The 13,629-nt window shown below is 66.7% G+C and carries 11 protein-coding genes; 5 read left to right on the top strand and 6 right to left on the bottom strand.

Features of this window, described 5'->3' with window-relative positions; translation table 11 throughout:
* Positions 1 to 30: 30 nt before the first annotated feature.
* Positions 31 to 1,215 carry a MalY/PatB family protein gene (locus AC07O0_RS03160; RefSeq protein ID WP_494619946.1) on the bottom strand — a complete coding sequence of 395 codons (1,185 nt, stop codon included), beginning with the start codon at positions 1,213 to 1,215 and terminating at the stop codon, positions 31 to 33.
* 149 nt (positions 1,216 to 1,364) lie between these two features.
* On the opposite strand from AC07O0_RS03160, the gene AC07O0_RS03155 reads away from it, so the two are divergent.
* Positions 1,365 to 1,835: a hypothetical protein gene (locus AC07O0_RS03155; RefSeq protein WP_494619944.1), complete on the top strand. Its 471-nt coding sequence runs from the start codon at positions 1,365 to 1,367 to the stop codon at positions 1,833 to 1,835.
* Here AC07O0_RS03155 and AC07O0_RS03150 read toward each other — a convergent pair.
* From AC07O0_RS03150 to AC07O0_RS03140, 3 genes are all read right to left on the bottom strand, one after another.
* Entirely contained in the window at positions 1,819 to 2,910 is a 1,092-nt protein-coding gene (locus tag AC07O0_RS03150; RefSeq protein ID WP_494619943.1) for an ATP-dependent DNA helicase, read from the bottom strand. The two genes, AC07O0_RS03155 and AC07O0_RS03150, sit on opposite strands and share 17 nt — an antisense overlap.
* 67 nt (positions 2,911 to 2,977) lie before the next feature.
* Entirely contained in the window at positions 2,978 to 4,639 is a 1,662-nt protein-coding gene (locus tag AC07O0_RS03145) for a methyl-accepting chemotaxis protein (RefSeq protein WP_494619942.1), read from the bottom strand.
* 156 nt (positions 4,640 to 4,795) lie between these two features.
* Positions 4,796 to 5,380 (bottom strand): GNAT family N-acetyltransferase, encoded by a 585-nt coding sequence (locus AC07O0_RS03140; RefSeq protein WP_494619940.1) that lies wholly within the window; start codon positions 5,378 to 5,380, stop codon positions 4,796 to 4,798.
* A gap of 92 nt (positions 5,381 to 5,472) precedes the next feature.
* On the opposite strand from AC07O0_RS03140, the gene AC07O0_RS03135 reads away from it, so the two are divergent.
* Positions 5,473 to 6,090, top strand: coding sequence for a LysE family translocator (locus AC07O0_RS03135; RefSeq protein WP_494619938.1), 618 nt, complete (start codon positions 5,473 to 5,475; stop codon positions 6,088 to 6,090).
* Positions 6,091 to 6,107: 17 nt separating this feature from the next.
* Here the strand turns inward: AC07O0_RS03135 and AC07O0_RS03130 are convergent, their stop codons facing one another.
* Together AC07O0_RS03130 and AC07O0_RS03125 are read right to left on the bottom strand one after the other, a co-directional pair.
* Positions 6,108 to 6,803, bottom strand: coding sequence for an SDR family oxidoreductase (locus AC07O0_RS03130; protein WP_494619936.1), 696 nt, complete (start codon positions 6,801 to 6,803; stop codon positions 6,108 to 6,110).
* A 34-nt stretch (positions 6,804 to 6,837) separates the two neighbouring features.
* On the bottom strand, positions 6,838 to 10,437 hold the full coding sequence (locus AC07O0_RS03125; protein WP_494619934.1) for a hydantoinase B/oxoprolinase family protein: 3,600 nt from the start codon (positions 10,435 to 10,437) through the stop codon (positions 6,838 to 6,840).
* Between the two features lie 231 nt (positions 10,438 to 10,668).
* Between AC07O0_RS03125 and AC07O0_RS03120 the strand changes: the two genes are divergently transcribed.
* The 3 genes from AC07O0_RS03120 to AC07O0_RS03110 are packed head-to-tail and all read left to right on the top strand — an operon-like array spanning position 10,669 to position 13,559.
* Positions 10,669 to 11,217, top strand: a complete 549-nt coding sequence (locus AC07O0_RS03120; RefSeq protein ID WP_494619932.1) for a TRAP transporter small permease — start codon at positions 10,669 to 10,671, stop codon at positions 11,215 to 11,217.
* A 3-nt stretch (positions 11,218 to 11,220) separates the two neighbouring features.
* The gene (locus tag AC07O0_RS03115) at positions 11,221 to 12,528 is read left to right on the top strand and encodes a TRAP transporter large permease (protein WP_494619931.1); all 1,308 of its coding nucleotides are present in this window, start codon (positions 11,221 to 11,223) and stop codon (positions 12,526 to 12,528) included.
* 35 nt (positions 12,529 to 12,563) lie between these two features.
* Positions 12,564 to 13,559 carry a TRAP transporter substrate-binding protein gene (locus tag AC07O0_RS03110; protein ID WP_494619929.1) on the top strand — a complete coding sequence of 332 codons (996 nt, stop codon included), beginning with the start codon at positions 12,564 to 12,566 and terminating at the stop codon, positions 13,557 to 13,559.
* The last annotated feature ends 70 nt before the right edge of the window (positions 13,560 to 13,629 follow it).

Genomic DNA, 13,629 nt, shown 5'->3' with positions numbered 1-13,629 from the left:
GCGGCGACGGACTTTCGCCCGCAGCCAGCCTCACTGAAGGTCGGCGAAGGCCCGCTTCAGGCGCTCGGCTGCCTCGACCACGACGGAACGCTGGGTCGCGAGATTGAAGCGCAGGAAGCTGTCTCCGCCGGCGCCGAAGCTCACGCCGTGATTCACCGCGATCTTCGCCTGCTTCTCGACGCGAGCGATGAAGTCCTTCGCGTCCATGCCGGTACCGGCGAAGTCGACCCAGGCGAGATAGGTCGCCTCCAACGGCATCGAGCGCAGGCCGGGAATGGCGTGGATCGCCTCGTCGAAGAGCCGGCGATTGCCGTCGATATAGGTCGCGAGCGCATCGACCCAAGCCGCGCCTTCCTTGCTGTAGGCCGCCGTCGACATCTCCATGCCGAAGGAGTTCGGGGAGATGCCGAGCGCGTTCATGCGGGCGCGGAACGGCGCACGCAGCGCCTCATTGGGAATGATGACGTTGCCGACATGGGCGCCGGCGATGTTGAAGGTCTTGGTCGTCGCCGTCATCATCACCAGGCGATCGATGATCTCCGGCGCCGCGAGGGGCATGACCATGTGCTTGTAGCCGGGCATGACCAGGTCGTGGTGGATCTCGTCAGAGACCAGGATCAGGTCGTGGCGGAGGCAGAAATCGGCGATCTGGCGGAGCTCGTCACCGCTCCAGACGCGCCCGCCCGGGTTATGCGGCGAGCACAGGATCAGCATCTTCTCCTTGCCGGTCATCTGCGCATCCCAGGCAGGGATGTCGAGGACATAGCGGCCATCCTCCTGCGCGAGCCGGCATTCGACGACCTCGCGGCCAGCGGCTTTGATGACGCGGGCGAAGGCATGGTACACCGGCGTCATCAGCACGACGCCGTCGCCGGGCCTGGTATAGGCGTCGACGCAGAGCGCGGTGCCGTTCACCAGCCCATGCGTGGTGAAGATCGCCTGCGGCTCGACGGCCCAGCCATGGCGCTCCTGCATCCACCAGCGGATCGCGTCGCTGTTCGTCTTCTCGTCGCCGAAATAGCCGTAGACGCCGTGGGCGGCCATCGCCTCGACCGCGGCCTGCACGCAGGCCGGCGGGCGGAAATCCATGTCGGCGACCCACATGGCGATGCCCTCGGATGCCGGCACGCCGTAGATGGCTTCCATCTTGTCCCATTTGGCGCAATTGCTGCCACGGCGATCGATGTGCAAGTCAAAGGTCGAAGCTGCGATCATCTCGGGTTCCGATGCATTGCCGGGCCAGCACGAGACCATCGCATACCAAGAAAATTCTTCTCCGCCAGCAGCATTTCGCGCAATTCCAATCTACCGTGACGGTCTGACTGGGTTCGCCGCAGCGATTCCGGAGCTGCTATAAGCTGCCCATGAGCCTGCCAGCGCCCCTGATCGAAACCCTCGGTTCCGTCGCTGCGATCATGGAGACGGCACGCGATCCCTGGTGGATCATCGCGAGCGCTGCGGCCGCCCTGCACGGCGCCAGACCGATCAGCGTCGCCGATGTCGACGTCCTGCTCAGCGTCGAGGATATCAGCCGCATCCTGCCTGCTCTCGGCGTCGAACCCTATCGAGGGTCGCCGAACCCTCTGTTCCGCTCGACGATCCTCGCCAAATGGCCGACGCCCCCCGTCCCGGTGGATCTCATGGCCGGCTTCGAGCATCGCGTCGGCGATGCCTGGCATCCGGTTCAGCCAGTGACGCGGCTGGCCATCCCGATCGGCTCGGCAACCGTCTACGTACCCGAGCGGGACGAGCTCCGGCGCATCATCGCAGGCTTCGGCCGCCCGAAGGATCTCGAACGCGCTCGCCTGCTGGCAGCGCTTACATCACCACCGTGATCGTCTCGGCAGCGCGGGTCAGGCCGGTATAGAGCCAGCGCGCCCGGTGCTCGCGGAAGGCGAAGGCCTCGTCGAAGAGCACGACATTGTCCCATTGCGAGCCCTGCGCCTTGTGCACCGTCAGCGCATAGCCGAAGGTGAACTCGTCGGTGTGGCGGCGCAGCTCCCAGGGAACCTCATCCTCGGTGCCGTCGAAGAAGTTCGGCATGACCGAGACCTTGACCGGCTTGCCGCCAGTATCGTCCTCCGGCGTCACCCGCATGGTGACGAGGCCCTTCTTCGAGGTCTTCAGCTCCTGCACGATCCAGGCGCCGCCATTGAGCAGGCCCTTGCTCTTGTCATTGCGCAGGCAGACCAGCTTCTCGCCGACCGCCGGGACATTGGCGACATGGCCCATGAGCTGGCGCATGCGGGCGTTATATTGCCGGCGCGTCTTGTTCATGCCGACCAGCACCTGATCGGCCGAGAGCACGATCTCGGGCGTGATCTCGGCGCGCCGGATGATCCGGCTCGCGCCATAATCGCCGACCTCGAGCCGGCCGCCCTCGCGCACGATCATCGACATGCGCACGATCGGGTTGTCGGCCGCCTGGCGGTGGACCTCGGTCAGCATCACGTCGGGCTCGGCCTCGGTGAAGAAGCCGCCACCCTTGACCGGCGGCAACTGCGCGGGATCACCGAGCACCAGCACCGGCGTGCCGAAGGAGAGCAGGTCGCGCCCCAACTCCTCGTCGACCATCGAGCATTCGTCGATGATGATCAGCTTGGCCTTGGCGGCGGTGCTTTCGCGGTTGAGCACGAAGGTCGGGCTCTCCTCGTCGACGCCGCGCGAGCGGTAGATCAGCGAATGGATGGTCTGCGCGCCCTCGCAGCCCTTGTTGCGCAGGACGAGCGCGGCCTTGCCGGTGAAGGCGGCGAAGACGACGGTGCCGTCGACGCCCTCGGCGATGTGCCGGGCGAGCGTGGTCTTGCCGGTGCCGGCATAGCCGAACAGGCGGAAGAGCTGCGGCGAGCCGACCTTGAGCCAATCGGCCACGGCGGCAAGCGCCGCGTCCTGCTGCGGCGACCAGCTCATGGGTGAATGCGGATGCTTTTGGGCATGGCGCACAAGGCCGCGAGTCGGGCGGTCAAGGCAAGCCGGTTCAGGCGGCGCGCAGCCGCCGGGCGAATTCGTCGGCCTCGGCCTGCAGCGCCGAGATGCGCTCATCGAGCTGGCGGGCACCGCTCGCGCCCTGCTCGGCATGGGCCGTGGTCTGGACGCCGGCGCCGGCGATCGTCGTGACAGCGCTGGCCGCCTGCCCCGTGACCACCGAGATGCGCGCTATGGTCTCGCCGAGCCCCTGCAGCAGGCCGGTATGCGAGGCGACCATGGTCGAGATCTCGGTGCTCGCCTGCTCGACCGCACCGGCCCGGCCGGCGATACCGATGATCGCCTGGGCGGCCTGCGACAGGGCCGTGTCCACGGTCGCGATCCGTGTCGAGATCTGCGCCGTCGCGTCGGCGGTCTGGGTCGCCAGGGCCTTCACCTCGCTGGCGACGATGGCGAAGCCGCGGCCATGCGCGCCCGCCCGCGCCGCCTCGATGGTGGCGTTGAGGGCAAGCAGATTGGTCTGCCGGGCAATCGCCTCGATCAGCTGGACGACGTCGCGGATCTTGCCGGCATTCTCCGTCAATCGACCGACGAGGCCGACCGTGCCGGCGGCGTCGCGGGTCGCGAGGCTCGCGGTCTCGGAGACCCGCCTGACCTCGCGATTGATCTGCTCGACGACCTCCTCCAGCCGCAAGGCGGCATCGGCGATGCGCTCCGCTTCATCGCCGGCTCCTGCGACGGCCTGTGCAGCAGCGTTGCCGCTGTGCGAGATCTGCGCTGAACGGGCGGCGGAGGCGGCGAGCGCCGCGCGCAATCCCTCGCTCAACCGGCCGATATCGGCGAGCAGGCGGCCGATGCGCGTCTCGAATTCCTGGGCGATGCGGTGCAGTTCCTCGGTCCGGCGCTGCTGATGCTGCTGCGAGAGATCGGCTTCGGCATCGCGGGTGACGAGCGTGGCGCGGACCTCGCTCAGCGTGCGCACCGTGCGGGCAAGCTCGCCGATTTCGTCGCGGCGCCTGTGATGCGGCACGTCGATGACCCGGTCAGACGATGTCGCCAGCTTGATCGCGTCCATCAGCTCGCGCAGCGGCCGGGTCAGATGCGTCCGCAACATCAGGATCGCCAGCATCCCGCCGGCGAGCGGCAGGCCGGCGGCAATCACGATGACACGCAACCTCACCTGCGAAGCAAGATCCTGCGCCCGGGACGCTGCGATCCCGGCCTGCCGATCAAGGTCGTCACGCATGGCCGAGGTCACCAGCATGATCTGGCGGACATTCTCCTTTGCGGCTTCGGCCGAGGCTTCGATCAGCGCGGCCTTCGGCGAGACCTTGCGGCCGATCTCGACGATGTCGCGCTGGAAATCGATGAAGGTCCGGATACGCGCATCCAGTGTCGCGTTGGACTGCTGGACATTTGCCGGCAAGGAAGAGGCCAGATTGGCCCGTGCCGCATCGACGAGCTCGACGGCGGCATCGAGCTGATCGAGCGCCTGTTCGACGGCCCGCGGCTCGGTCGCGTCCTCGAAACGGCTGAGGAGCGAGGCCTGCGCCACCCGGCTGGAGAGCAGTGCCGCCTTGTTGGCGAGTTGCTGTCCGCCAAAGGCCTGGCGATCGATGTCGTGGACGGAATCGAGGCCGCTCACGGCGCTGGCGAGACCGAGCGCCGCCGCGATGCCGAAGATCGCGAAAAGCGCCGTGATCTTCGCCGTCAACCCGAACCGCCGCATCACATCCACCGCCAAAGTCGAGCGGCCGACTTCTCGCAGCTGCGAAGCAAACAGATGCTTAACGGAGCCAGCTAACTATCTCAAATATCTTAAATTTTAAACTTGACATCGACCCGGACGCGAAGCCGCAATCGCCGGCTCTCAGAACGCGAACCGCATCAGCGGCCGACCGGGCTTTTGCCTCGCGACCTCGGCGAAGCCGGCGCGCTGGAACACGCTCTCCGGCCCGACATAGAGCCCATCGGCACTGCGCTTCCCCTCGTTGTCCATCGGCGCAGCCTCGACCAGACGCGCGCCGCTTTGCCGCGCGAAATCAAGCCCGCCAGCCAGCAGTGCCGCCGTGACGCCCTTCCCGCGAAAACCCTTGCGCACGAAGAAGCAGGAGGCCGCCCAGTTGCGCTCGTCCTCGGCTGCTGCGTCCGGCAGCGGCGTCGAGGCGCGGCGCGGATTGTTCCACTCGGGCACATGCGCCCGCGGCCCGACCTGCAGCCAGCCGACGGCGACATCGCCGGCGAAGGCGAGCACGCCGGGCGGCGGGCCTGCCCTCACCCGCTCCTCGAAGAGCTGCCGTGCGCCCTCGCCAAGCAGCGGCTTGCGCAGCTTCGGCGACATGCGGAAATGGTTACACCAGCAGCCATAGCAGGGCCCCTGCGGGCCGAAGAGATCCTCCAGCGCCGGCCAGTGCTCCGGTGTCAGCGGGACAACCTGGAAATCAGTCTTCGGCACGTCCGCTCCTCCTCTCTCGACAGGCCTCCGCGAACAGGAGAGGAATGACGCGCCGTCTGCGAGGCGGCCGCCAAGCCGTCGGAGGCTATTCCATGTCACTCGAACTCTTCGCCGCCTACCTCGTCGCCTGCCTGGTCATCATCATCGTACCCGGCCCGACCGTGACGCTGATCATCGCCAACAGCCTGAAGCATGGTAGCCGCGCCGGGCTTCTCAACATGGCAGGAACGCAGGCGGGGCTCGCGATCATGATCGCGATCGTCGGCATCGGCCTGAGCTCGGTGATCGCGGCCATGGGCCATTGGTTCGACTGGGTCCGGCTCGCCGGCGCCGCCTATCTGATCTGGCTGGGCTGGAAGATGTACCGTAGTGCCGGCGCGTCCGCCGAGGGCGCAGGCGAAGCACGTCCGCCGCGCGGCGGCTTCTTCCTGCAGGGGCTGCTGGTGGCGCTGAGCAATCCGAAAACGCTGGTCTTCTTCGGCGCCTTCTTCCCGCAGTTCCTCGACCCGGCGCGGGACTACGCCACGCAGATCGTCATCATGGGCGCGACCACGATGCTGTTCGCCGCGCTCAGCGACGGCGCCTATGCGATCCTCTCCGGGCGTGCCGGCCGCTTCCTCTCGCAGAAGCGCGTCCGGCTGATGTCGAAGTTCAGCGGCGGCTTCCTGATCGGCGGCGGGCTCTGGCTCGCCTCGACCCGCGGCAACTGAGCGCTAGCGCGAGGCAGTCACCACGGGATCGCCTCGCCCTTCCAGTTGCGGAAGCTGTTGGTCTCGCGCATGCCGGAGGCGTCGATCGTGCCGATCAACCCGGCGGCGCTCTCGGCCGGCGGGATGTCGGCGCCGCCGCCGCCCATGTCGGTGCGGACCCAGCCGGGATGGAAGAGCAGCACCGCGACCTCGCTGTCGCGCACAGCGTTGCCGAAGCCGACCATCACCATGTTCACCGCCGCCTTCGAGGAACGATAGGCGATGGCGCCCGATGGATTGCTGCCGATCGAGCCCATGCGGCTGCTGATCGTCACGATCTTGCGGCCGGAGCCGGCCTCGACATTCGGCAGGAAGGCCTGCGCCACCCGTAAGGGGGCGTAGACATTGACCTCGAAGACCTCGCGCCAGGCCCTGAAGTCCATGTCGAGCGCAGTCTGCCGGTCGCGCGGGCCGTAGACGCCGGCATTGTTGACGAGCACGTCGATCGGTTTGCCCTCGAGTGCCTGCTTGGCCGCAGCAATGCTGCGATCGGAGGTAACGTCGAGTTCGAGCGGCGTCAGCGTGCCGGCTTGCCCGCCGGCGACCTCCGCCAGCGCCCCGCCCCAGGGATCGCGCGCCGCGGCGACGACATGGTCGCCCCGCCGCAGCAATTCCATCGTCAAGGCCAGACCGATACCGCGATTGGCACCGGTGATCATCCAGGTCTGGGGCATGGTCGGTCTCCGTCTTAGAGACCAGACCTAAGCCTCAGTCCTTGCGCTTTCCATAGCCCCCGGCAGTCGGCGTGATCACGGTGACCGCTTCGCCGGCCTGCAGCAGCGTCTGGTCGCTCGGCTTGAGCTCCTCGACCGCGCCCGAAAGCCGCCGGACCAGCGTCCTGCCGAGCTCGCCGGGCTCGCCGCCCTTCATGCCGAAGGGGCGGACCTTGCGGTGCGAGGCCAGGATGGCGCAGTCCATCGTCTTGAGGAAACGGATGGTGCGGCTGGTGCCGTCGCCGGCATTCCACTCGCCCTTGCCGCCTGAGCCGGCGCGGATGTGGAAATCCTCGAGCACGACCGGGAAGCGCGTCTCCAGGATCTCCGGATCGGTCAAGCGCGAATTGGTCATGTGGACATGGACGCCCGAGGTGCCGTTGAAGCCCGGTCCGGCCGGCGAACCGGAGCAGATCGTCTCGTAATACTGGTACTGGTCGTTGCCGAAGGTCAGGTTGTTCATCGTGCCCTGCGAGGACGACATCGCCTCCAGCGCACCGAACAGCGTGTTCGTCACGGCCTGGCTGACTTCGACATTGCCGGCGACGACGGCGGCCGGATAACGCGGCGCCAGCATCGAGCCCTCCGGCACGATCACCTTGATCGGGCGCAGGCAACCGGCATTCATCGGGATGGCATCGTCGACCATGACGCGGAAGACATAGAGTACCGCAGCGCGGGTGACGGGCGCCGGGGCGTTGAAATTGTCCGGCCGCTGCGGCGAGGTACCGGTGAAATCGACCGTCGCCTCGCGCTTCTCGCGGTCGATGGTGATCTTCACCTTGATCGCGCAGCCCTGGTCCATCGGGTAGGTGAACTCTGAGTCGTGCAGACGAGTCAGCAGGCGCGCGACGCTCTCGGCAGCATTGTCCTGGACGTGGCCCATATAGGCCTGGACCACGTCGAGGCCGAAGGAGCGGATCATCTTGCGCAGCTCCGCCACGCCCTTCTCGTTGGCGGCGATCTGCGCCTTCAGGTCGTTGACGTTCTGGACGACGTTGCGGACGGGATAGCGCGCGCCGGTCAGGAGCTTGACCAGCTCCTCCTCGCAGAAGCGGCCCTGATCGACGATCCTGAAATTGTCGATATAGACGCCCTCTTCCTCGATATTGGTCGCGAGCGGCGACATCGAGCCCGGCGCGGTGCCGCCGACATCGGCATGATGGCCGCGGCTCGCCACCCAGAACAGGATGTTCTTGTCTTCGTTATCGAAGACCGGGGTGCAGACCGTGATGTCGGGCAGATGCGTGCCGCCATTATAGGGCGCGTTGAGGCAGTAGACGTCGCCCGGACGGATCACCGGGTTGTTCGAGATCACCGTCTCGACCGAGCGATCCATCGAACCGAGATGCACCGGCATGTGCGGCGCGTTGGCGACGAGCGCGCCGGTCTGGTCGAAGACGGCGCAGGAGAAATCGAGCCGCTCCTTGATGTTCACGGAATAGGCAGTGTTCTGCAGCGTCACGCCCATCTGCTCGGCGATCGACATGAACAGATTGTTGAAGATCTCGAGCATGACCGGGTCGGCCTTGGTGCCGATCGCGGCGTTCTGGACCAGCGCCTTGCTGCGGGTGAGGACGAGATGATCCTTGGCGGTCAGCTTCGCGGTCCAGCCATCCTCGACCACGACGGTCTGGTTCGGCTCGATCACGATCGCCGGGCCGGCGATGCCCTGGCCCCGCGCCATCGCCTCGCGGCGGACGATCGCGGCCTCGTGCCATTGCCCCTTCGAGAAGAAGCGGGTGCGCTCGGCAACCTCTGGCTCGCCAGCGTCCTCGGTGGCGGCGGCCTCCTCGAAGCGAGCGCCACCGCCGACGGCCTCGACCTCGACCGCCTCGACGACCAGCGCCTTGGTCTCGTCCATGAAGCCGAAGCGGGCCTTGTGCGCCGCCTGGAAGGCCTCCTGCATCTCGGCGCGGCTGCCGAAGGGCGTGGCGATCGCGGTATCGGTGCCGGCATAGCGGATATGGGCGCGGACATGGATGGCGATGTCGCCCTCAACCACGCCTTGCCCGGCGACTTCGCCCTTCGCCTCGGCGCCCAGCCGGTCGGCGACAACGCCGATCGCGGCCTTGGCCTCGGCATCGAGCGGAACGTCGAGCGCCGCGGTGCGGGTGGCGCGGATCTCGGCGAGGCCCATGCCATAGGCCGAGAGCAGGCCGGAGAACGGATGCAGCAGCACGGTCTTGATGCCGAGCGCATCGGCGACGAGGCAGGCATGCTGGCCGCCGGCGCCGCCGAAGGAGTTCAGCGCGTAGCGGGTGATGTCGTAGCCGCGCTGGACCGAGATCTTCTTGATCGCCTCGGCCATGTTGGCGACGGCGATCTGGACAAAGCCGTCGGCGACCTCCTCGGGCGAGCGGCCGTCACCGACCTCACTCGCGAGCGCGGCGAACTTCTCCCGCACCGTCCCGACATCGAGCGGCTGGTCCTGGCCGGGGCCGAAGATCGCCGGGAAATAGGACGGGATCAGCTTGCCGACCATGACGTTTGCGTCGGTCACGGCGAGCGGGCCGCCGCGGCGATAAGCGGCAGGGCCCGGATTGGCGCCGGCTGAATCGGGGCCGACGCGGAAGCGCGAACCGTCGAAGTGGAGGATCGAGCCGCCGCCGGCCGCAACCGTGTGGATCAGCATCATCGGCGCGCGCATGCGCACGCCGGCGACCTCGGTCTCGAAGGCGCGCTCATATTCGCCGTCGAAATGGGCGACGTCGGTCGAGGTGCCGCCCATGTCGAAGCCGATGACCTTGTCGAAGCCGGCCGAGCGGCCGGTCTCGGCGAGGCCGACGACGCCGCCGGCCGGGCCGGACAGGATCGCGTCCTTGCCCTGGAAGAGCTCGGCGGCGGTGAGGCCACCCGAGGACATCATGAACATCAGCCGCGCGCCGGTGCGGGCGATGTCGAGCTCTTCCGAGACCTGCGCGACATAGCGGGCGAGGATCGGCGAGAGATAAGCGTCGACCACGGCGGTGTCGCCGCGCCCGACCAACTTGATCAGCGGCGAGACCTCATGGCTGACCGAAACCTGCGGGAAGCCGATCTCACGAGCCACCTTCGCGGCAAGTTGCTCATGCGCCGGGTAGCGGTAGCCGTGCATGAAGGCGATTGCGACGGCACGGAAGCCGGCATCGAACTGAGCCTGCAAGGCGGCGCGGATCGCGGCCTCGTCGGCAGCCTTCTCGACCGAGCCGTCGGCGAGCACGCGCTCCTCGACCTCGACCACAGCATCGTAGAGCTGCTCCGGTTTGATGATCTCCTTGGCGAAGATATCAGGCCGGGCCTGGTAGCCGATGCGCAGCGCGTCGCGGAAACCCTTGGTGGTGACGAGCAAGGTGCGGTCGCCCTTGCGCTCGAGCAGCGCATTGGTCGCGACCGTCGTGCCCATGCGGACCTCCCCGACTGTATCGGCCGGAATCTGTTCGCCGGCTTTCAGGCGCAGATGGTCGCGGATGCCCTGGACGGCGGCGTCGCGATAGGCGCCGGGATTCTCGGAGAGCAGCTTGCGGGCATATAATTTGCCTGCGGGATCGCGGCCGATCACGTCGGTGAAGGTGCCGCCACGGTCGATCCAGAAGTCCCAACGGCCGCTCGTCATCTGATCCCCCGATTATTGGCCATAGTGGCTCTTTGACATTTCATCGATAAATCGTCGATGAAACGTTGACAAGCCCGTTTCGCCGATTAGGATCGGCTTTACGATCGGGACATGGCAGAGGGGCCGGACCGATCCAGGGGAGGCTTTCATGACGGGACCAGTCCTGGCAACCGCCGCTTTGCGCATGGCCGAGCAGCCGGGCGCGATGACGCATGGCCATGAGGCGCGCGCATGATCCGCCGCTTCCTCGACGCGCTCTATCTCTTCGCCGGCTACGCCGCCGGCCTCTTCCTGATCGCGATCCTCGTCCTGATGATGGGGCTGTCGATCGGCCGCGAGGTCGGCTTCAACATTCCTGCCGGCGACGATTTCGCCTCCTGGTGCATGGCGGCGATGGCCTTCCTCGGTCTCGCCCACACCTTCAAGTCCGGCGAGATGATCCGGGTCGGCCTCCTGATCGACCGCTTCCAGGGCCGCAAGCGCTGGTTCTTCGAGGTCTTCTCGCTGGTGCTCGGCCTCGGCTTCGCGGGCTTCTTCGCCTGGCACGCCGTGGTGATGACCTGGCAATCTTACGAATTCAACGACATCGCCGGCGGCGTCGTCGCCATGCCGATGTGGATTCCGCAGCTCGGCTATTCCGGCGGCCTCGTCATCCTGTTCATCGCCATGCTCGACGAGTTCGTCCATGTCGTGCTGCGTGGCCAGCCGCCGCGCTACGAAAAGCCGCCGCCGCAATCCGATGAGGAGATCGTCGAGCGCGCCATGGCGAGCGGAGTCTGACCGATGGCGATGATCGAGATTTCCGCACTGCTGCTCGTCCTGCTCGCCGCCCTGCTCGCGGGCGGTGTCTGGATCGCCATCTCGCTGATGGCGTGCGGCTGGGTCGCGATGCAGTTCGTCGCCGGAGGGATTCCAGCCGGTTCGGTGCTTGCCACGACCATCTGGGGCAACAGCGCCTCCTGGACGCTCGCCGCCCTGCCGCTCTTCATCTGGATGGGCGAGATTCTTTATCGAACGAAGCTGTCGGAGGAGATGTTCCGCGGCCTCGCGCCCTGGCTGAACTGGCTGCCGGGCCGGCTGATGCACGTCAACGTGCTGGCCTGCGGCATCTTCGGCTCGGTCTCCGGCTCCTCGGCCGCCACCTGCGCCACCGTCGCCAAGATCGCCCTGCCCGAGCTGAAGCGCCGCGGCTATGACGAGAAGCTCGCGCTCGGCTCCCTCGCCGGCGCCGGCACGCTCGGCATCCTGATCCCGCCCTCGATCACCATGGTGGTCTATGCGGTGGCGGCCAACGTCTCGATCATCCAGGTCTTCCTCGCCGGCTTCCTGCCTGGCCTGCTCGTGATGGCGCTCTACTCCGGCTACATCATCGTCTGGCACATGCTGCACCCCGACAAGGCGCCGCCGGCTGAGCCGAAGATGAGCCTGCGCGACAAGCTCAGGGAATCGGCCAATCTCATCCCCTGCATGCTGCTGATCGCCCTGGTCTTCCTGTCGCTGCTGCTCGGCTGGGCGACGGCGACGGAATGCGCCGCCTGGGGCGTGCTCGGCTCCTTCGGCATCGCCTGGTGGTCGGGTTCGCTGACCAAGGAAGCCTTCTGGCTGAGCGTGATGGGCACGACGCGGATCACCTGCATGATCATGCTGATCCTTGCCGGCGCCTCGTTCATGTCGACCTCGATGGCCTATACCGGCATCCCGGCCGCACTCGCCGCCTGGGTCGACAGCCTGCACCTCTCGCCCTATGCGCTGATCGCGGCGCTGACCGTGATGTACATCATCCTCGGCGCGGCGCTCGACGGCATCTCGATGATCGTGCTGACCACCGCGATCGTGCTGCCGATGATCAAGGCCGCCGGCTTCGATCTCGTCTGGTTCGGCATCTTCCTGGTGCTGATCGTCGAGATGGCCGAGGTCTCGCCGCCGGTCGGCTTCAACCTGTTCGTGCTGCAGACCATGTCGGGCAAGGATTCGAACACGGTGGCGCTCGCCGCCCTGCCCTTCTTTTTTCTGCTGGTCGCCGCGGTGGCGATCATTACGATCTTCCCGCAGATCGTGATGGTCCTGCCCGAACTCGCTTTTCCGAAATGATGCGCAATCACCACCAAGAGGGAACGGAGAACACCATGAAGCGCAGCGATTTCATCAAGGGCCTACTGGTTGCCGGCGTCGCCGCCGGAACGCTGGTCTTCGCCGCCCCGGCGGCATTCGCGCAGGCGAAGTGGAACCTGCCGGCGGCCTACCCGTCAGACAACCCGCACAGCGAGAACCTCGCCACCTTCGCCAAGGACGTCGAGACGGCAACCGGCGGCAAGCTCTCGATCACGGTCCACGCCAATGCCGCTTTGTTCAAGGCGCCCGAGATCAAGCGCGCCGTCCAGACCGGCCAGGCCCAGATGGGCGAAGTGCTGATGTCGCTGCACGAGAACGAGGACCCGGTCTTCGGCATCGATGTGGTGCCGTTCCTCGCCACCTCTTTCGTCGAGTCGAAGAAGCTCTATGCGGCCTCGAAGGCGGCGGTCGAGAAGAAGCTCGACAGCCAGGGCATCAAGCTGCTGTTCATGGTTCCCTGGGCGCCGCAGGGCGTCTACGCCAAGAAGGAGATCAACACGATCGAGGACATGAAGGGCCTGAAATGGCGGGCCTATAATGTCGGCACGACCCGCCTCGGCGAGTTGCTCGGCATGCAGGCGGTGACCATCCAGGCGGCGGAACTGCCGCAGGCGCTGGCGACCGGCGTGGTCAACTCCTTCATGTCGTCGGGCGGCACCGGCTATGACTCGAAGGCCTGGGAGACGCTGACGCATTTCTACGACGTCCAGGCCTGGATCCCGAAGAACGCCACCTTCGTCAACAAGGCGGCCTTCGCCGCGCTCGACAAGCCGACGCAGGACGCGATCCTCAAGGCCTCGGCCGATGCGGAGGCTCGCGGCTGGAAGCTCTGGGAAGAGAAGACCAACTGGTATCTCGACCAGCTCAAGAGCAAGGGCATGAAGGTCAACGCGCCCTCACCCGCTCTCGCCTCCGGCTTCAAGAAGGCCGGCGAGACGCTGACTGCCGACTGGCTGAAGAAGGCCGGAGCCGACGGCCAGGCCATCGTCGACGCCTATAAGAAGATGTGAGACGTCACGCTCACCTTCTCCCCTCGGGGGAGAAGGTGGCAGCGTGTAGCGCTGACGGATGAGGGAAGGA

The sequence above is a fragment of the Allobosea sp. GW821-FHT10B12 genome (genome assembly GCF_059415545.1).
Note: the sequence above shows the minus strand (reverse complement) of the source record. Positions and strands in the feature narration are given on the sequence as shown.

What these genes read in the sequence shown, in the direction of transcription:
- AC07O0_RS03155 (WP_494619944.1), top strand. Translation starts at nt 1,365, where the DNA reads ATGAGCCTGCCAGCGCCCCTGATCGAAACCCTCGGTTCCGTCGCTGCG.
- AC07O0_RS03125 (WP_494619934.1), bottom strand. Translation starts at nt 10,437, where the DNA reads ATGACGAGCGGCCGTTGGGACTTCTGGATCGACCGTGGCGGCACCTTC.
- AC07O0_RS03160 (WP_494619946.1), bottom strand. Translation starts at nt 1,215, where the DNA reads ATGATCGCAGCTTCGACCTTTGACTTGCACATCGATCGCCGTGGCAGC.
- AC07O0_RS03135 (WP_494619938.1), top strand. Translation starts at nt 5,473, where the DNA reads ATGTCACTCGAACTCTTCGCCGCCTACCTCGTCGCCTGCCTGGTCATC.
- AC07O0_RS03120 (WP_494619932.1), top strand. Translation starts at nt 10,669, where the DNA reads ATGATCCGCCGCTTCCTCGACGCGCTCTATCTCTTCGCCGGCTACGCC.
- AC07O0_RS03110 (WP_494619929.1), top strand. Translation starts at nt 12,564, where the DNA reads ATGAAGCGCAGCGATTTCATCAAGGGCCTACTGGTTGCCGGCGTCGCC.
- AC07O0_RS03115 (WP_494619931.1), top strand. Translation starts at nt 11,221, where the DNA reads ATGGCGATGATCGAGATTTCCGCACTGCTGCTCGTCCTGCTCGCCGCC.
- AC07O0_RS03130 (WP_494619936.1), bottom strand. Translation starts at nt 6,803, where the DNA reads ATGCCCCAGACCTGGATGATCACCGGTGCCAATCGCGGTATCGGTCTG.
- AC07O0_RS03150 (WP_494619943.1), bottom strand. Translation starts at nt 2,910, where the DNA reads ATGAGCTGGTCGCCGCAGCAGGACGCGGCGCTTGCCGCCGTGGCCGAT.